The sequence below is a fragment of the Bacillus sp. GS3m_15504 genome (genome assembly GCF_055825275.1).
The window spans coordinates 2,785,349-2,803,685 of the sequence record NZ_JBVVNL010000001.1 but is presented as its reverse complement, the minus strand read 5'-3'; the positions used below and the strand labels follow the sequence as shown (position 1 = coordinate 2,803,685).

Sequence of the window (18,337 nt, the reverse complement as noted above, 5' to 3'; positions counted from 1 at the left end):
AGAAAAAGGAGCAACGATATGCTTAAGCAAGGCAAATTTATGATTATTATTGGCACAATGGTACTTGTTATTGCAGGGTGGTTTTTCCCATTTAATTTATGGCAGAAACTATTTTTCAGTATTGGTATGATTAGTATTGGGATGTTGGCATATGGAAGTTCAGTATTATTTAATCGTTTAGCTAAAAAAATTACAAATAGAGGTGAATAAACACCTAGGAATTTTGTATTGATTGGGAAATGATAATAATAAACTTTCCATAAGAGTTGGAGAGAGCTGTACTTTAATAAGTAAGTAGCGAACATCATCTTATGGTTTTGAAATTAAAGGATATTTTTTGAAAGTGAAGTGTTACATATTACCGCTAGTGATAAGTATGTGAATGTGTGTTAATTTAATGAAAAAAGTCGCCTATTACAGGCGGTCATTTTGTAATATATGTAATATTATTTACTGATTATTTTTTTCGCTTATTAATTTTGTATGCTCATTTAAATAAATATCTATTAGATTTCTTAATGTAATAGTTTCTATTTCAAGAGGGATTTCGATTTCATCTTCATCATACTTATTAAATATAACTGTTGTATCTCTTCGAACATCCGCCCCAAAAATATTTGCACTTATTTTTTCGTGATGACTTTTTTTGTTTAAAACTTTATCTACAGTTTCAGCTATCCAATCACCGAATGTGGATACCTCCACATTTAAAAAAGCTTCTAAAGTATCGAATTCTTTTTGTAGTCTAATAACTAAGCTACCTGTACTAAGTAATTCGAATTTGTAATCTATATTATTTTCTCCTTCAAAAAATTAATTTTATCGATACATCGTCCACATTCCAATGTCTTTAAAACCTAATCGTTTATAAATTCGTCCAGCAGTTGGATTGTTATAAAATAAGCCATCCGTTTGGACAGCTCATTTACATAATTCTCGTTATTGGAAGTGAAATTATTTGATAAAGTAACCCCAATAACTTATTACTACAAGTATTAAAGATAATACTGTATATACAATAGATCCTATTAAAATAGGATTTACACTTATTTCAAATTTTTCTTCCTCTACTTTAATACCCAATCTAGCTTGAGCTTGAAGGCGAACACTGTTGCTAGAAAATCCGCCTTTACTGCTAAAGTAATATGTAATAATGACAAAACATATTCCAGCGAAGAAAGTTAAATCAACAAAACTCCATTTTAAGATCTTAGATGATTTATATACAATTCCAGCTTCAATCATTATAGTTACAAGTAATCCTAATCCTTTTTTCATGTAATCAATCCTTTTGTATTCTCTAATGATTTCGAAATTTATCACTTATAATCATTTTATCATGTGATAAGAAGAAAAAACGAGGGATTTTTATTATATATTGTGTTCATCCTCAATTAACATAACGTCTCCTGATTGGTAGCAAGCACATGGAGAAATCCTATCCTCAAAAGGAATCTGCCTTTTTCTTTTTATATAATTTTATGCAACTTTATATGTATCCCTATCCTAGCGTAGGTTTTAGGGTTTAGGGTTCTCGTATGTTACTGAATTAGCCAAAAACCTGTATGAAATCTTGCATGCTCTTAACGTGGATTTTTCCAATATATTGGCGCTCCCCTAATAGTGTGTATTTCTCAGCAGTTTGATCTTGTAGGAAATTCAATGATGTTACTCCGCAATTGCATAATTTGCTCTACAACATCTAGTGTGGCAAGTTTAATTGTTTCTTGGCCAGGCGTACTAGGTAAGTTGTCGGCATCTAGACATTTATAAAATACCTTTCATTTTTAGCACCGAACTGTATATTTGAAACAGTTTTAAATCGTTCAACAATAGTTGACTTTCCACAGAGTTTTATCAGCTTATATGCGGAAAGAAGTGCCTCATAATGAGAGGTAACAAATTCTTTTTTACTATATGGTATAAATGAATCATGGAAGCCGAGTAAAATTGATTTTAATGTTCCATTCTCTTGAAATACCCCCATAGATCTTGAAAGTCTGTTTCATAACCGAAAGACTCTATATCTTCAATAATAAATCAGTTATGGGCTGCTTCTTCTTTTGGGTAAGCGGATACTTGTTCATGATCTTTCTTAATTTTCGTATCATCATAAAATGGAATGTTTTTTTGTTTTTCCGAATTTTACAACTTAAGTTTTTTGAAAGCAATATAAAAATTTTATGTTTAGTTCACAAACTTTCGGAAAAACTAGGAAAGATATGACAAAGGAGGTTATGAACGGTGGATCATCCAATTCAAGGGTTAATGAAAGCAGCAATGGAAAATTTAAAAGAAATGGTCGATGTAAATACGATTGTTGGAGAGCCTGTTCAGACGGCTGACGGTGGTGTAGTGTTAACGGTTTCTAAAGTAGCGTTCGGTTTTGGAGCAGGAGGTTCTGATTTCCAAACGAATGATGGACAAAGAGCGAACGGTAACCCTGCATTTGGTGGCGGTAGCGCGGGTGGTGTTTCTATTACACCAGTAGCATTTCTTGTGGTGAATAAAGATGGAGTAAATATTCTGCATCTACAAAATGCGACACATTTAGCGGAAAAAATGATTGAATTAGCTCCACAAACAATTGATAAAATTCAATCGATGTTCCAAAAAGATGAAAAGAAAGAGGGAAATCATCATCCTCAAAATCCAGATGAAATCCTTTAAAAACGCCTGCTCACGAGCAGGTGTTTTTTCTTGTAATCACTATGTAATAAAACACATGAAATTGTAAATAGTTTTTGAAGTTTTTTCTATGTTTCTAAAATTTTTCATGTTAAAATATGCTATAGAATTGAAACATATAAAACGAAGGTGGCTAGGTGCTTTGTCTGGAGGATCTGACCAAGTAAAGAATATGATATATATTAATGGTAATCGTCGAGGTCATTGTTTTATTACATCAGGAATTACGTTTAAAGAGTTTGCAAGTAACATCCCTTCACCGCTTCATCAAGTGTTGCTTTTAAAGCATAACTTTGAATGGACAGATTTTCATTATCATACTTTATTTGAATATGTTGAGGAAGAAAATATACATAAGTTAATTCAAGCAGAGATTGATGAATTTGATGAATTTTGTTGGGTAGATTTTGATGATGCAAGCGATTTAGATGAACTAGAGCCAAAAGAAATTGCAGAGCTTTTATATTTGGCTCACAAAAAAGAACCACTTGCAAGAACGTTCTTTCCGTTATTGAAAAATAGATTTGTTTATTTTTCACATGATGACGGATGGTACAACAAAGTGTATTATCGTAGAATTGCAGACTTTGTAGGGATGTTAAGTAAAGTTATTCCTTATAAACTCGGTGCTTTCGGTAAGAAACGTTTTTCTTTCTTCCAAAAATCAAAAATTTTCCCAGCAATTTCAAAAGAAGTGATTATGGGGCTTCTTCCATTAATGGAAGATGGTCTTTATATTGATCTGGCAGGGAAAATTGAGTCAAGAAGGGGTCTTGAAATTCCGGTATATGTAGTTGGTTCGTATGAAAGTACGGATGAGGTACTAGATAATATCGATGAATTGAAAGAAGAAGCAACAGAGACTGGCTGGCTTATTTTTGATAAGAAAGAACAAGAGTGGCAATGGGTTGTGGACTAAGAAAACTTGGCGCATGCAGTCAAGTTTTCTTGTCTTTTGAAAGGAGTACAAATGAAGAAATATTATACAATTGTGGGTATTATAAGTATTATTCTTGTGGCAATTTTACTTATAACTTGTCCGAAAGAATCAGATTTTAGATTGTATCTAGAAGATAAGTATGCATTGAAATGTGACGAGAGTAGTTTTGAATGCACACAAAATGTAGATGGTAAAAAAGAAAAACTAAAATTTGAAAGTACAGATGCACGAAATGGTGTATTCTTTATGACTGTAAAGCAAACATTTAAAACAGAAGCTGATGTTACGAAAGAATATAGCGGGGTAGGAATGTTTGGTACATTTCTTTTTGTTTCAGAGAAGACTTTCTAGTAATAGAAGGTCTTTTTCTTATGCTTATGTTCATATAGATGAAGTAAGACAAGCATAGGAGGGATATTGATGAAGAAGGAATGTATTGTTTGTGGCGGTGAGGAGTTTTTCTCTTCTACATTATACGCACGTACAAAACAAGATTGGGCATATGCGCCAAACATGTACCGTTTTGAAAAGGTGTTTATTGAGCATAGGGATGAAGAAAATTATCCAGTGTTTCAAGAAATTACAGCGAAACATTGCTGTGGATGCGGTCATATTATGTTGTATCACGAATGAACACACCAAGTATAACTTGGTGTGTTTTTTTAAAACGCTGACAAAGCAAGCGGATAAAGTAAAGTAAATAAAACAGAAAAACTCCCAAAACCAATTGCTGTATATCCAAGTGTTCTTGCTCCGAAATTGACAGCTAATAAGCCAACTAAAATCGCAAGGGAACCGAGTGTAACTGGATAAAATGCAATGGAGAAAAGCGAAAGAAATAAAGCGACATAGCCTATCATTGCACCGGTATTTGTACCTTCTATTTCATTTGCAATTTCTTTACGCTTATGTCTAATTGGTAAGCCAGCTGGTGATATTTCAGCTGCATACTCTTCGTTTTTTTCACCACTTTTAAAATGATGATTCCTCTTTCTTCGCATGTACATCCCTCTCTTTCAATTGGGTGTACTTATAGTATCTTTCATCAAGAGAAGAACATGAGTATGAGTTAAACCCAAGTAAAGCAAAAATTGGAGAATAAAGATTCCTTCATTAGCATGTACATTTCCTAATGAAGATAAAACAGGAATTTTGGAAAATGATGTAGAATGAAATGATTGATAAAGCGTGAAGGTAGGGGAATGTATGACGAAATTTAATTGGCATGAATCAGCAGAAAAGAAATGGGATAGTAGTGCAGAGTTTTGGAATCAAAATAGTCAGGAGATGTGGGACAGCGGGAGTAGGAGTACAATTATTCCGTTTTTTGAACAGTACGTGAAGAAAGAAGCCGAGGTGCTCGATGTTGGTTGTGGTGATGGATACGGTACATATAAATTAAGTCGCACGGGCTATAAAGCAGTTGGAGTGGATTTATCAGAAGTGATGATTCAAAAAGGGAAGGAGCGCGGAGAAGGACCTGATTTATCTTTTATAAAAGGAGATCTTTCTTCCTTACCATTTGAAAATGAACAATTTGAAGCAATTATGGCAATTAATTCTTTAGAATGGACCGAGGAGCCATTACGAGCATTAAATGAGATAAAGCGTGTTCTAAAAAGTGATGGATATGCATGTATTGCAATTTTAGGACCGACAGCAAAGCCGCGCGAGAACAGTTATCCTCGTTTATACGGCAAAGACGTTGTTTGTAATACGATGATGCCCTGGGAATTTGAACAGTTAGCAAAAGAACAAGGTTTTAAAGTTGTAGATGGTATCGGTGTATATAAGCGCGGAGTAAATGAGAAGATGTTAGGTCAACTATCTACAGAGTTACAACAATCGTTAACGTTCTTATGGGTATTTATGTTAAAAAAGCATAAAGAAATGAAAGAATTTTTAGGAGGTAAATAAGTGCAGAAAATACAAAAAACTGATACAATATCATCAGAACCAATTAAAGGGGGACTAGGGTATATGACAACTACTACAACAGTTAAATCCGATATTGAAATCGCACAAGAAGCGAATATGAAAAAGATTCAAGAAATTGCAGCTGATTTAAATATTTTAGAAGATGAATTAGAGCCATACGGGCATTATAAAGGTAAGTTATCTCTTGATATTTTTAAGCGCTTACAAAATGAGAAAGACGGTAAAGTTGTTTTAGTAACAGCGATTAACCCAACTCCAGCTGGAGAAGGTAAATCAACAGTAACAGTTGGTTTAGGTCAAGCTTTTAATAAAATTGGTAAGAAAACAGTAATTGCACTTCGCGAACCATCTCTTGGACCAACGATGGGGCTAAAAGGCGGAGCAGCAGGTGGTGGCTTTTCACAGGTTGTACCAATGGAAGACATTAACCTTCACTTTACTGGAGATATCCATGCGATCACAACTGCTAATAACGCGTTAGCCGCGTTTATTGATAATCATATCCAACAAGGAAATACACTTGGAATTGATACGCGTAAAATCGTTTGGAAACGTTGTGTTGACTTAAATGATCGTGCCCTTCGTAACGTAGTAATTGGTCTTGGTGGACCGGTTCAAGGTGTACCACGTGAAGACGGTTTTGATATTACAGTAGCATCTGAAATTATGGCCGTATTCTGCCTTGCAACAGATATTCAAGATTTAAAAGCACGTCTATCACGCATCGTAGTTGCTTATAATTTTGCAAATCAACCTGTAACGGTTAAAGATTTAGGTGTAGAAGGTGCGTTAACATTATTATTAAAAGATGCATTAAAGCCAAACTTAGTGCAAACGTTAGAAAATACACCAGCTATCATTCACGGCGGACCATTTGCGAATATCGCTCATGGTTGTAACAGTGTTATCGCTACAACAATGGCAGCAAAATTAGGTGATTATGTTATTACAGAAGCTGGATTTGGTGCAGATTTAGGTGCTGAGAAGTTTTTAGATATTAAAGCTCGTGCAGCTGGCATTAAACCAGAAGCAGTTGTTATTGTTGCGACGATTCGTGCGCTTAAAATGCATGGTGGCGTAGCAAAAGATCAATTAAAAGAAGAAAATGTAGATGCATTAGCAAAAGGTATGGAGAACTTACAGAAGCACGTTGAAACAATTCAAAGCTTCGGTGTGCCTTTCGTAATTGCAATTAATAAATTCATTACAGATACAGATGCAGAAGTTGCATACTTACAAGAATGGTGTAATGAGCGTGGCTATGCGGTATCCTTAACAGAAGTTTGGGAGAAAGGTGGCCAAGGCGGAGTTGACCTTGCTGAAAAAGTGTTAAAAGAAATTGAAAAAGGTGAAAACAACTACGCACCACTTTATGAATTAGAATTACCATTAGAAGAGAAAATTCGTACAATTGCTCAAAAAGTGTACGGCGCAAAAGACATTGAATTTGCTCCGAAAGCACGTAAGCAATTAGCTCAATATGAAGGCGAAGGTTGGAGTAACCTACCAATTTGTATGGCGAAAACACAATACTCTCTTTCTGACGATGCAACGAAATTAGGTCGTCCATCTGACTTTATCGTTACAATTCGTGAGCTAAAACCATCTATTGGTGCAGGCTTTATCGTTGCGTTAACAGGAACAATGTTAACAATGCCAGGCCTTCCAAAACAACCAGCAGCACTACAAATGGATGTAAATGAAGATGGAAAAGCAGTAGGTTTATTCTAAAAGGTTGTAATTCATCTCGTTTATCTGTAAACTATATATACATCAAGTGGCGCCTTTCCATCGAAAGGCGCCTGTTTTTTGGAGGAAATTATGTTTGATCCAACTGCTTTTGATAATTTAAAAGTAATCGTAGAAGGCGCTGTATATGATTTTGATTTACATGGAGATATTCTTGTAACAGATCGAAAAGATATGATGGACCTTGCTTCATTAAGTCGTATATATCATATTTCATTTCAGTTAACAGAACCATTCGAACCGTTAGTAGAGGCAACATTTTCACTATCTGTAGATGCAAAGAACTTGTCTGGTGAAATATTAGAAGTACCACAATTTACACCAGGATGCGAAATGAAGTTAGCATTTTCATTCCCGATTGAAAAACCAGAAGTAGTGTGCGGTGAAATTGAAACTTTCATGCATTCTATATGGGGAAAAGAAAGAATGATTACGCAAAAACTTTCATACGAATATAATAAGCAAGCGATTTCATATCATAATAAGGTAGAGGTTCTATTTCAAAAAGCGATTACAGAAGACCATGTTGATGATTTAATAGCTGTTATTTCACACATGATAGAAACGGTGCGAACAATACAACATTTTCTTCAAAAATAGAGATAAAGGAGAAAAACAAATGATAAAAGATATGCAACCATTTTTACAACAAGCTTGGGAGAAGGCTGGTTTTAAGGAGTTAACTGAAATTCAAAAACAAGCGATTCCAACTATTTTAGAAGGACAAGACGTTATAGCTGAATCTCCAACTGGAACAGGAAAAACATTAGCGTACTTATTACCCCTTTTACATAAAATCAATCCTGAAGTAAAACAGCCGCAAGTTGTTGTTTTAGCGCCAACACGTGAACTTGTCATGCAAATTCATGAGGAGGTTCAAAAGTTTACAGCAGGAACTGAAATTTCAGGTGCATCTTTAATTGGTGGTGCAGATATTAAGCGCCAAGTAGAAAAATTAAAGAAACACCCAAGAGTAATTGTCGGTTCACCAGGTCGTATTTTAGAATTAATTCGTATGAAAAAGTTAAAAATGCATGAAGTGAAAACAATTGTATTTGATGAGTTTGATCAAATTGTAAAACAAAAGATGATGGGCGCTGTGCAAGATGTAATTAAATCTACGATGCGTGATCGTCAATTAGTATTCTTCTCAGCGACAATGACAAAAGCAGCAGAAGATGCGGCGCGTGATTTAGCAGTTGAGCCACAATTAGTACGTGTAACACGTGCAGAGTCAAAAAGCTTAGTTGAGCATACGTATATCATTTGTGAGCGACGTGAGAAAAATGATTATGTAAGAAGAATTATGCATATGGGCGATGTAAAAGCAGTTGCTTTCTTAAACGACCCATTCCGTTTAGATGAAATTACTGAGAAATTGAAATTCCGTAAAATGAAAGCAGCAGCTCTTCATGCAGAAGCAAGTAAACAAGAGCGTGAAGCAACAATGCGTGCATTCCGCGGCGGGAAATTAGAAATTTTACTTGCTACTGATATTGCAGCACGCGGTATCGATATTGACGATTTAACACATGTAATTCACTTAGAATTACCAGACACAGTAGACCAATATATTCACCGCTCTGGACGTACTGGACGTATGGGTAAAGAAGGAACTGTTGTATCTCTTGTAACACCGCAAGAAGAGCGTAAATTACTACAATTTGCGAAAAAACTAGGTATCGTATTTACGAAGCAAGAAATGTTCAAAGGATCATTTGTAGAAACAAAACCGAAAGCACCAAAGAAAAAGAAACCAGCATTTACTGGGAAGAAAAAGCCTAGATAAATGATGGGGAAGGCGTAACTATTTGTAGTTACGTCTTTTTTGTTTGTAATCAAGTGATAAAGGGTTAAGGTTAGGAGCTAACATAGTAACAGCCCATATTGGGAAAATCCCTGATGATGAAAATAGTGAGTACTATGATAAAATGCTACGTGTTTGTAATGAAATAGGGGACTTAGCGTTCAGATTTGGAGGATTCTTCGCTATTGAGACGGAATCTGAAAAAGCGATAGTGTTAAAGCGATTCATAGAAAATATAAATTCAAAAGGATTAGCGGTTAACTTTGACCCAGCAAATTTAATTAGCGATATAAATGAAAACTTGATAGAAAGTTTATTACTACTAAAAGATTATATAGTACAAACTCATATTAAAGATTGTACAAAAGTGAAAAGCGATAGTTCAAGTAAGTATATTGAAGTCGCAGCGGGGAATGGTGAAGTAGATTTCGATATATTCTTCAAGGTATTAGATAACATTGGATTCGAAGGATATAACATGATTGAAAGAAATGATTATTTTGATGAATTGGATGGGATGAGTCAGTCGATAAATTTTGCAAAGAAGTACATACCAACTCAAAAGGAATAACGATAGTATCTGTAGAAAGCTACATAGAATATAAAAACCATTAGGGGGAAATGTAATGATCCATAAAGTAGGACAAATTATGTTATATGTAAATAATCAAGATGAGGCAGTCAATTTTTGGACGGAAAAGGTAGGGTTTCATGTAGTAGCAGAGGAAGATAACAAGCAAGGAATGAGATGGATTGAAATCGCTCCGAAAAGCGGTGCTGAAACGAGCATTATACTACATAATAAAGAAGTGATTTCTAAAATGAGCCCAGAATTGAATCTTGGTACACCATCTTTAATGTTCTTCTCAGAAAATCTTGATCAATTATATACAGATTTAACAAATAAAAATGTTACTGTTGGAGAAATGGTAACTATGCCTTCTGGTAAAGTGTTTAACTTTGCTGATAGTGAAGGGAATTATTTTGCGGTTATGGAAAAGAACCAATAATAATATTGTTATGTGAAAATCCCCCCTCAAATATATTGAGGGGGATTACATATTTGAAGTGGATTTTTCATTAGAGAGTTGATTAATATAAAATACGCCTTTTTCAATAGCTGTCTCAATATAACCAATGATTTGATTAAACGTAAACACCTGTAAGTCTTTATGCAAATGTTGCTCTGGATACAACATATCTTCAAAAAGATATTTTCGAAATTCTAAAACATTTTCTTTAGAAACCTCTTCAATATCGACAATGTGAGCATCTTGATTGAGAAGCGAGAAGAGCTGTTGTTCTTTATCGTAATGATGAAGCAACTTTGCATTTAACAATTTAAAATCGTTATAGTACAGGGTTGCGATCGTCTCGTCATTTTCTATTCTATTTTTTAACCAAGGTAGAAAAAAGCCACTTAGCCAATTATCATCGGCAATGAGGTGAGTGTAATAGCCTAAGAGAAAAGGGGAATCCATTTGAGCTTTATATTTTTGAAAAAAAGAATTGAAAGCTATCCTTCTCGTATAATTTTTCGTTGTGCCAGCGTAAAAGTGTGAAGTTCCTTTTTCTTCTGCTGAATGAACCGCATCAGGGGCTACACCTCCGAGTATGAAAGAAGTTTTATCTTGAATACATAGTTTTTCGGCAATACCGTTAGCAATAATAGCATGCATAATTCGTGATCCCATGAATGACACCTCGGTTTCAAGTATTCATTTCAGGAGGAGGACTGAACAGTTAGTATTACTTTCCCTGTACTTTTTCTACTTTCGACCCATTCATGTGCTTTCCCTGCATCTTGAAGTGGAAAAGATTTCGTAGCCTTGATTTGCAAATGTCCGTCACGCAAATAACGGAAAACTTCATTTGCAGTTTCTTGGAGTAGTTCAGGACGTTTTTTTCGTGTAGTTCCAAAGCTAAAACCGAGTATAGAGCGGCAACTTGCATGTAAATCTTTCGTTTGGAAATTGCCAATTTCACCACTTGCATTACCAAAATGAATGAGGCGGCCGTAATAAGCAAGACATTTTAAACTTCTTTCCGAAACCGTTCCAGAAATAGAGTCTAAAATTACATCAACCCCTTCACCATTTGTCAGCTCATTGACTTTCTCTACAAAATCCTCATCTTGATGACCAATTACATAATCAGCACCGGCATCTAAAGCAATTTCTTTTTTTGCTTCACTTCCGACAGTACCTATAACTGTTCCAGCCCCTAATAGTTTTGCAAGTTGAATAGCAGTAGTGCCAATTCCACCAGCTGCCGCATGAATGAGTACAGATTCACCTTGTTGAAGCCTTGCTACATTTGCGAGTAAATTATAGCTTGTGAAAGATACGATAGGGCATGCTGCTGCAATTTGAAAATCGACTTCATCAGGTAATGCGAAAGTAAGATTTTCATTTGCAACAACATATTCAGCGTAAGACCCATTTTGAGGGAAAGCAATGACACGTTGTCCAGGATAAATATTTTTCACATGAGAACCGACACGTTCTACAATACCAGCGGCATCTATCCCTAGAATAAAAGGTAGCGCTTTATTTCCTTTTTTGCCATAACGTGATTTAATATCAGCGAAATTTACACTCGTAGCAACAACACGAATTAAAACTTGATCTTCTGAAATAGCCGGTATATCTACATCTGTATATTTCATCACTTCAGGTCCTCCGAACGACGTTACAACGATAGCTTTCATCATATATCCTCCTAAATTTGACTATATAAATCATTTTAAGTCTTCATTAGAAATTGGAAAATTATATAATTGTTATGCAAGGTTATAAGCGAAGCTTATGAACGTATTGAATCATTATATTAATTTATATAAAATTTTCTAGAAAAATCGAACGAAATATAAATTACTTGCCAATATATTGTGTAAGACAAAGGAGGGCTGGAATATGAAGGGTGAAATAGATGACACACATTTAATCCAATTAACTTTATCGGGCAATAAAGAAGCGTATAGCGAATTGTATGATAAAACAATCCAAGAAGTATATAAGACAGCACATTTTTTAATAGATGATAAAGCAGATGTAGATGATGTCGTTCAAGAAATATACATACAGCTATATGAATCGCTTCGTAAGTATGATAGCGAGAAGCCATTTCGTCCTTGGCTAATTGGAATTGCAATTAAACAAATTCATTCTTATAGAAGAAAGAGGTGGATGCGACTACGAATTATAAAAAAAGCAGAAGAGCAAAGAAAACCAGTACAAATTGATTTTTCTAGCGATGTTGTAAGTAAAATATCAAACCAAAAATTAATCGAACTTATTCATAAATTACCGTATAAATTGAAACAAGTTATTATCTTAAGATACTTACACGATTACTCTCAAGAAGAAGTAGCACAAATATTACATATTCCAATTGGTACTGTGAAATCTAGAATTCACGCAGCATTAAAAAAACTACGTCAAAAAGAGCAAATAGAAGAAATCTTTTTAGGAGAGGTAGGGAATGTGAAATGAGTTTAGATTGTAGAGTTAGAGAATCTATACAAGAAGAAGCGAAGGGGATTGTTGCCCCGCCGGAGTTGAAAGAAAAAGTAATCGTTCAAATAAAAATGAATCAAGGGGGGCGTAAGAGGAAGAAACGCCTTATCGCAGGAGTACTTGCAGCGGCTTTTTTAATCCCGACGACTGGTTTTGCGTATCAATCTATTATGGCAGATGGTATATACGGATCTTTTGAGAATTTAAAAAAGCATGCTGGAACGATGACATTAGAGGCGTACATGCGTTTTAGTGCAAAGTTATCAGAAGCGAAAGATGAAATGGGTACGAAAGAATATGAAGTGTTTACAAAAGAACTAAAGAAATTAACGAATGCAAAGCTTGCGTACGGAGATTCAAACGGTAATATTGATTATGATGCATTATCATCAGAAAAAAGAGAAGAAATGAAAAAGGTAAGTATGGGCCTTCAACCATACTTTGATAAATTAAATGGTCATAAATCAAGTAAAGAAGTATTAACGCAAGAAGAGTTTGATTGCTATATGGAAGCTTTAATGACACATGAAATCGTACGAGTGAAGACAAAATCAACTGGTGCAATAAAAGTAGAAGAAATACCTGAGGCGTACAAAGAAAGGTTTATTAAAGCGGAGCAGTTTATGGAGTATGTAGACGAAAAGGTAAGATAAGTTAGAAAGCTCATAGCTTTTGCTTTGAGCTTTCTTTATTGAAACGTAATTATATTTCCTATTCCTTTTGCTAGCAATAGAAAATATACAACTACTAGTATTAGTCCATTTAATACTGTACCAACTATTCCGAATAACCAATTTTTTGATGCTATCGCAAAAAAATCCCCAGTAATGAAAGAATCCCTAGTATTGAAATAACTAAAGTTAAATTTGCATTAGGCCCTCTTTAAATAAAGAAAGAACATATGCTTGCGAGAAACATTAAACGTGAGAATCCAAAAAATCTATACATAATACTTCTCCCTTGATTGAAGTGTATTTTGAATTAGTGCACGATTTTCTTTAGTTTAGCATAAATTTCCTAGTGCATATTGAATATATAAACAATAAAAAACGAGTATAAAATCTAAGTGATTTCATACTCGTTTTATTATTACTTAAATTTTCTTACCGCATGAATAGCTACTCTTACAAGTAATATCGCACTTATAAATAAACCACCGTAACCAACGACACTTAAAAATTGATCATTTGGTTCTTTCGCATTGTTTGCTAAATGCAATACGCCTACCGAAATTCCACCAAATGCAGTTCCAATAAATGCAATGAGGAATTGTGAGATGAACGTAGTAATGAATGATGCATTTGTTTCGTCAGAGAAAAAGCCGACCTTTACGGATAATTCTCCGTTTTCTAGTTTTGAACTTAAATCATCTAATTTTCTAGGAATGCGTCGCATGGCAGGTAACATAGAGAGTAATTCGTTTGTTGCAGCTTCTTTTAAACTTGAATAATTGTTAACTGGCATAAAACTAGCTACATGATCTTTCGCAAAGCGCTTCGCTTCATCCATTAAATTGAATTCAGGGTTTAGTTGTAGCATCGTTCCTTCTAGCGTAATTAAAGAGCGGAAAGCCCCTGCAACCATTGGATAAAATGCTAATTCAAATTCAGCGATTATTTGAAACAACCCTTGAATGAATTCTTCAGAACTATTTGTAGAAACGTACGTACTTTGGATTAATAATTGACTAATAGACTGTTCTAATCCTTCTTTATCAACATTTGGTTTCTTTTCAACTAATTGAAGCAGTCCATCAAGTAAGACATATGAATTTTTGCGCTCAAAGCCGATAAGCAGTCGCTTGAATGCCTCTTGTTGAAGTGTTCCTAATCGTCCGACAGAACCGAAATCAAGTAATGCAGGAGTACCATCACGAAGAATATACACATTACCTGGATGAGGGTCTGCATGGAAAATACCTTTAAAGAAAATTTGCTCTAAAATACAATCGAAGAGTTGTCGTTGTACTTTTTTCGTATCAATTTGTAATTCATTTAATAATGCTGCCCCACTTTTAACACTTACTCCATCTAAAAATTCAAGCACAAGTATTTTTGAATTACTGTATTCTTGATATACTTCCGGTATTTTTACTTTCGTTTCACTATTTTTTAGTGAATCAGACACTTGTTCGAAGTTACGAGCCTCGATTTTGAAATCAATTTCTTCTTTCATTGCGGTAGAGAAGCCCTGTGCTAAATCAAGAAATCCGATATTTTTAGCCCAAGTTGATTTGTTGGAAATCCATAGAGCGAAGTGAATTAAAATATCTAAGTCACGTTTAATTGTCTCAGAAATATTAGGACGTAGTAGTTTAACGACGACATCCTGGTCGTTTTCTTTGAGCTTCGCTTTATGTACTTGGCCAATAGAGGCGGCAGCTAACGGTTCCATTTCAAAGGAGCTGAAAATTTCATCTTTCGGTATATGTAGTTCCTTGTTCAATATTTCTTCAACTTGTTGTTGTGATAAACGTGTTACATTTTCTTGAAGGTTTGATAATTCGTGAATAAAAACTGGTGGTAGTAAATCAGATCGAGTTGATAAAACTTGTCCGAATTTAATAAATACACCACCACATTCTTCTAGTGTATTTCGAAGGGAAGTGGCGAGCTTGCGATCTGCTTCTGGTGAGCGCTTTAAAGCTAAATATTTTCCCATTCCGTGTTTGATTGCAATAGAAGAGACGCGCATATATCTTTTTTGTCTACCAATTTTAGCGAAGAATTTTGAAATAGGGTTTCTGCTTTCTATTACTACGTCATCCATTTCGCTACGCTTAATAGGATCAAATAATTCAAAAACTAGGTAACAAAGCATCGATACAATTAATGAGCTCCCCAGCCAAAAATATCTATCAACACCGACAATCGATTCATCTTGATAGCGTAAATATAAAAACCAATACATAGCCGACGTAAGTGAAACACCTAAAGTGGCTGCACTTGCTTGTTTGAAAAAATTTAGTTTTGTACCAATTAGTCGACCACTAATAAAAGACATAATGACTGCTAGTAGAAAAAATTGAAAAAACATTGTATCATTCCTCTGAATTTTATTCGATTACTGTATTATACTGGAATATAATTATTGTAACAACAAGCCAAGGAAGTACATCCCTGACTTGCACGATCAAATAGAGTATTCAATTATATTTTTTCATATTTGCAGTGTCTTTTTGTATAAAGGAATCTAACAGTGAATAACCAGCTATTAAACTAATTATCGTAACAAAAGTTGTATTTATAAGAATAATATTAGCTAAATAAGGTAAGTATGAACCAACTGGTGAAAAGAGTAGAGCTGGAGAAAAGGAAATGAATAGCGTAGGCAACGTAATAGCAATAAATTTATCCGTTTGAAAGCTCCAGTTTTGTTTACTCGTTTCGCGATTAATAGATTGAAGGAATCGTAATAAAATGCCAACTATAAGAGGGAAGAGTGTAAAGTAGAATAATCTTGGATAAACGTTAAAGTTCACTTGCGCGTCTGTATCTAAATAAAATTGAATTTTTACTCCGACAAATAATAATAAGACGACAAATAATGTGAAGCAGAGGTATAGCATCACTTTTTGCATTACATTCCACCATCCTTTACTCAAAATATATTCAAAAAAAGAAGAGATATACAATAACTACTGTTGTATATCTCTTCTTTTACTGTTAGCTAATAGGTGGATTAGTTTTTTCTAACTTCGTGAAATAATCAATAATGCCCATTGCGCTAATTTCTATATCTAGATGTAAAATGTTATAAACGGAATGATCTGATGGGACGTTTAATTTTATAAGATGAGAAGAGATTTTATCCATTAATATAGTTTGCAAAGCTTTAGTAGCCTCATCGAAATCATTATATTTTTCAAAGACCTCTTTACCAGTATGAACGAAAATAGGTAACCAATGTTCTAGTTGCTTATATACTTCTGTAACATTGGATGATGCGCCGTAATGGCCGAAATAAATAGTATCTACATTCATACTTTGAATATGATTTTTAGAAGCAATCATCGCATCTGGTTGGAATTGTGAAGGGGACGTTGATGGTAGATACAGTTCTACACCAAGGTCTGCAAGTTCTCTATAATAAATTCCAATTGTATCGCCAGTGAAAATACCGTTTGTTAATGAATCGTGAATGCTAATATGGTGCTTAGCATGTCCCGGTGTATCATAAAATGTAAGGATGCGGTCTTCTGCAATTTGTAACGTATCACCATGTTGTACAATATGAACACGTTCTTCTTCAATTGGAAGAATTGGATCAAAAAGTTTATCGAAATCTTCTTTGTACACAGCTTTTGCACCTAAAATGAGTTTTGTTGGATCAATCATATGACGAGCACCGCGAGAATGCACATATAAAGTAGCATTTGGGCATTTTTCCATCATTAAACCAGCAGCACCGGCGTGATCTAAATGAACATGTGTAACGATAATGTTTTTAACTTCGTTTAAATCAATATGTAATTGTTGTAAGCCGTCTAAAATATACGGAAGAGAAGGGGCTGCACAAGTTTCAATTAAAGTAATATCATCACCTAATAAAACATACGTACCAGTTCGTTCATTATGTTGTAAATCAAAATCATCAATCAGATATAGGTGAGAAGATAATTGTTCTACTTTTTTCATCTTTACCACTCCTTATATACGGTATGTAACTATTATACGCCAAAAATACAAAAAGGCAGAAAACGAAAGTTTCGTCTTCTGCCTTTTTGTATTGTAATTATTGCTTTTGTTGTTTATTGATAGACATAACGAATAGTCCAACAATGCCACCAACTAATGGAAGCATAATTTCTCCAGCTAAATTAAAATAGGAGCTTAAAAATAAACCATTTACATCGATTACCCAGCCAATCACATACAATAACACCATATATAGTACGAAATAAAACTCGCGATTTGAAATCGTTTCATGTTGTGCAGTTTTCATATTGAACACCATCCTTTTCTATAATAATAGAATATAAACTGTCACATTTTGTTCACAATTTAATTGTAAAACTTTCCATCATAAAAGTCTAGTAATTTGTGTCGAATTTTCGAACGGAAATAAAGCGTTTACAATCGTGGGGAGAAAATACGTAATAAGAGCTGTAAATTCACGAATGTAGTATAGTATAAACATAGAATGATAGTGAAGAGAGGGGCAAAGACAATGACAGTGTATGATTTTTCAGCTAAAACAATAATAGGTGAAGAAAAATCGTTAAAAGATTACGAGGGAAAAGTACTTCTTATTGTAAATGTAGCTAGTAAATGCGGGTTTACACCGCAATATAAAGGATTACAAGAAGTATATGATAAATATAAAGAACAAGGGCTAGAAATACTCGGTTTCCCATGTAACCAATTCGGAGGACAAGAACCAGGTACAGAAGTAGATATTACAAGCTTTTGTGAATTAAACTACGGTGTAAACTTCCCAATGTTTGCAAAAATTGATGTAAAAGGTGATAAGGCTCATCCTCTGTATACATACATGACAGAACAAGCACCAGGTTTACTCGGTATGAAAGCAGTAAAATGGAACTTTACAAAATTTCTAATTGGAAAAGACGGAAAAGTAGTAGGACGTTTTGCACCGCAAACGAAGCCGGTGGATTTAGAGGTTGAGATTGAGAAGGTACTTGGTGAATAACTAGGAGTTTCACTTTATTAAAAAATGTCTCAAAGAACTATTTTG

Annotated in this window: 22 protein-coding genes and 4 pseudogenes; 14 read left to right on the top strand and 12 right to left on the bottom strand. The window is 34.4% G+C overall.

All coding sequences use genetic code 11. From position 1 onward, the window contains the following. Positions 1-18: 18 nt before the first annotated feature. The gene (locus AC0L0O_RS14735; protein ID WP_000917614.1) at positions 19-210 is read left to right on the top strand and encodes a hypothetical protein; all 192 of its coding nucleotides are present in this window, start codon (positions 19-21) and stop codon (positions 208-210) included. 240 nt (positions 211-450) lie between these two features. Here AC0L0O_RS14735 and AC0L0O_RS14730 read toward each other — a convergent pair whose 3' ends face one another. The 4 genes and pseudogenes from AC0L0O_RS14730 to AC0L0O_RS14715 all read right to left on the bottom strand — a co-directional run. Next, entirely contained in the window at positions 451-792 is a 342-nt protein-coding gene (locus AC0L0O_RS14730; protein WP_000384718.1) for a hypothetical protein, read from the bottom strand. Positions 793-819: 27 nt separating this feature from the next. Beyond that, positions 820-903, bottom strand: a pseudogene (locus tag AC0L0O_RS14725) (GNAT family N-acetyltransferase); the annotation flags it as partial. Positions 904-954: 51 nt separating this feature from the next. Further along, complete coding sequence (locus AC0L0O_RS14720) at positions 955-1,278, bottom strand: hypothetical protein (RefSeq protein ID WP_000715532.1); 324 nt, start codon at positions 1,276-1,278, stop codon at positions 955-957. Between the two features lie 371 nt (positions 1,279-1,649). Further along, a pseudogene (locus tag AC0L0O_RS14715) lies at positions 1,650-2,100 on the bottom strand (GNAT family N-acetyltransferase); the annotation flags it as partial. Positions 2,101-2,244: 144 nt separating this feature from the next. Here AC0L0O_RS14715 and ytfJ point away from each other — a divergent pair. The 4 genes from ytfJ (at position 2,245) to AC0L0O_RS14695 (ending at position 4,261) form a co-directional block, all read left to right on the top strand. Then, the gene (ytfJ, locus tag AC0L0O_RS14710) at positions 2,245-2,670 is read left to right on the top strand and encodes a GerW family sporulation protein (RefSeq protein ID WP_000349987.1); all 426 of its coding nucleotides are present in this window, start codon (positions 2,245-2,247) and stop codon (positions 2,668-2,670) included. A 160-nt stretch (positions 2,671-2,830) separates the two neighbouring features. After that, on the top strand, positions 2,831-3,607 hold the full coding sequence (locus AC0L0O_RS14705) for an oxalate:formate antiporter (RefSeq protein WP_000014091.1): 777 nt from the start codon (positions 2,831-2,833) through the stop codon (positions 3,605-3,607). A 51-nt stretch (positions 3,608-3,658) separates the two neighbouring features. Further along, the gene (locus AC0L0O_RS14700) at positions 3,659-3,979 is read left to right on the top strand and encodes a hypothetical protein (RefSeq protein WP_001985402.1); all 321 of its coding nucleotides are present in this window, start codon (positions 3,659-3,661) and stop codon (positions 3,977-3,979) included. 69 nt (positions 3,980-4,048) lie between these two features. Next, complete coding sequence (locus AC0L0O_RS14695; protein WP_000711202.1) at positions 4,049-4,261, top strand: hypothetical protein; 213 nt, start codon at positions 4,049-4,051, stop codon at positions 4,259-4,261. A gap of 29 nt (positions 4,262-4,290) precedes the next feature. On the opposite strand, the gene AC0L0O_RS14690 is transcribed toward AC0L0O_RS14695, so the two are convergent. Further along, positions 4,291-4,629 (bottom strand): hypothetical protein, encoded by a 339-nt coding sequence (locus tag AC0L0O_RS14690; RefSeq protein ID WP_001253207.1) that lies wholly within the window; start codon positions 4,627-4,629, stop codon positions 4,291-4,293. Positions 4,630-4,834: 205 nt separating this feature from the next. On the opposite strand from AC0L0O_RS14690, the gene AC0L0O_RS14685 reads away from it, so the two are divergent. From AC0L0O_RS14685 to AC0L0O_RS14660, 6 genes and pseudogenes are all read left to right on the top strand, one after another. Next, positions 4,835-5,545, top strand: a complete 711-nt coding sequence (locus AC0L0O_RS14685; protein WP_000160034.1) for a class I SAM-dependent methyltransferase — start codon at positions 4,835-4,837, stop codon at positions 5,543-5,545. A gap of 63 nt (positions 5,546-5,608) precedes the next feature. Then, positions 5,609-7,297, top strand: a complete 1,689-nt coding sequence (locus AC0L0O_RS14680; RefSeq protein ID WP_003159099.1) for a formate--tetrahydrofolate ligase — start codon at positions 5,609-5,611, stop codon at positions 7,295-7,297. Positions 7,298-7,387: 90 nt separating this feature from the next. Further along, entirely contained in the window at positions 7,388-7,915 is a 528-nt protein-coding gene (locus tag AC0L0O_RS14675) for a hypothetical protein (RefSeq protein WP_000460210.1), read from the top strand. A 19-nt stretch (positions 7,916-7,934) separates the two neighbouring features. Further along, on the top strand, positions 7,935-9,104 hold the full coding sequence (locus tag AC0L0O_RS14670) for a DEAD/DEAH box helicase (RefSeq protein WP_000588613.1): 1,170 nt from the start codon (positions 7,935-7,937) through the stop codon (positions 9,102-9,104). A gap of 52 nt (positions 9,105-9,156) precedes the next feature. Then, positions 9,157-9,693, top strand: a pseudogene (locus AC0L0O_RS14665) (sugar phosphate isomerase/epimerase family protein); the annotation flags it as partial. Positions 9,694-9,748: 55 nt separating this feature from the next. After that, on the top strand, positions 9,749-10,132 hold the full coding sequence (locus AC0L0O_RS14660; RefSeq protein WP_000581467.1) for a VOC family protein: 384 nt from the start codon (positions 9,749-9,751) through the stop codon (positions 10,130-10,132). A 45-nt stretch (positions 10,133-10,177) separates the two neighbouring features. On the opposite strand, the gene AC0L0O_RS14655 is transcribed toward AC0L0O_RS14660, so the two are convergent. Both AC0L0O_RS14655 and AC0L0O_RS14650 read right to left on the bottom strand, forming a co-directional pair. Beyond that, complete coding sequence (locus AC0L0O_RS14655) at positions 10,178-10,816, bottom strand: zinc dependent phospholipase C family protein (RefSeq protein ID WP_042511403.1); 639 nt, start codon at positions 10,814-10,816, stop codon at positions 10,178-10,180. Positions 10,817-10,845: 29 nt separating this feature from the next. After that, positions 10,846-11,832, bottom strand: a complete 987-nt coding sequence (locus tag AC0L0O_RS14650; RefSeq protein WP_000644640.1) for a quinone oxidoreductase family protein — start codon at positions 11,830-11,832, stop codon at positions 10,846-10,848. A gap of 205 nt (positions 11,833-12,037) precedes the next feature. On the opposite strand from AC0L0O_RS14650, the gene AC0L0O_RS14645 reads away from it, so the two are divergent. Continuing rightward, on the top strand, positions 12,038-12,616 hold the full coding sequence (locus AC0L0O_RS14645; RefSeq protein WP_000675547.1) for a sigma-70 family RNA polymerase sigma factor: 579 nt from the start codon (positions 12,038-12,040) through the stop codon (positions 12,614-12,616). Beyond that, on the top strand, positions 12,613-13,293 hold the full coding sequence (locus AC0L0O_RS14640; protein WP_428888688.1) for a DUF3600 domain-containing protein: 681 nt from the start codon (positions 12,613-12,615) through the stop codon (positions 13,291-13,293). The genes AC0L0O_RS14645 and AC0L0O_RS14640 overlap by 4 nt, the downstream gene beginning before the upstream one ends. Before the next feature lie 35 nt (positions 13,294-13,328). Here the strand turns inward: AC0L0O_RS14640 and AC0L0O_RS14635 are convergent. From AC0L0O_RS14635 to AC0L0O_RS14615, 5 genes and pseudogenes are all read right to left on the bottom strand, one after another. After that, positions 13,329-13,588 (bottom strand): annotated as a pseudogene (locus AC0L0O_RS14635) (hypothetical protein). A 141-nt stretch (positions 13,589-13,729) separates the two neighbouring features. Then, a complete protein-coding gene (locus tag AC0L0O_RS14630; protein ID WP_000466004.1) occupies positions 13,730-15,676 on the bottom strand; it encodes an ABC1 kinase family protein in 1,947 nt (648 codons plus the stop codon). A gap of 109 nt (positions 15,677-15,785) precedes the next feature. Next, positions 15,786-16,220, bottom strand: a complete 435-nt coding sequence (locus AC0L0O_RS14625) for a hypothetical protein (protein ID WP_001174551.1) — start codon at positions 16,218-16,220, stop codon at positions 15,786-15,788. Between the two features lie 85 nt (positions 16,221-16,305). Further along, positions 16,306-17,277, bottom strand: coding sequence for an MBL fold metallo-hydrolase (locus tag AC0L0O_RS14620; RefSeq protein ID WP_000754984.1), 972 nt, complete (start codon positions 17,275-17,277; stop codon positions 16,306-16,308). Between the two features lie 97 nt (positions 17,278-17,374). Then, the gene (locus tag AC0L0O_RS14615) at positions 17,375-17,584 is read right to left on the bottom strand and encodes a DUF3925 family protein (protein ID WP_000844987.1); all 210 of its coding nucleotides are present in this window, start codon (positions 17,582-17,584) and stop codon (positions 17,375-17,377) included. A 225-nt stretch (positions 17,585-17,809) separates the two neighbouring features. On the opposite strand from AC0L0O_RS14615, the gene bsaA reads away from it, so the two are divergent. Continuing rightward, positions 17,810-18,292, top strand: coding sequence for a glutathione peroxidase (gene bsaA / locus AC0L0O_RS14610; RefSeq protein ID WP_000219417.1), 483 nt, complete (start codon positions 17,810-17,812; stop codon positions 18,290-18,292). Positions 18,293-18,337 lie beyond the last annotated feature (45 nt).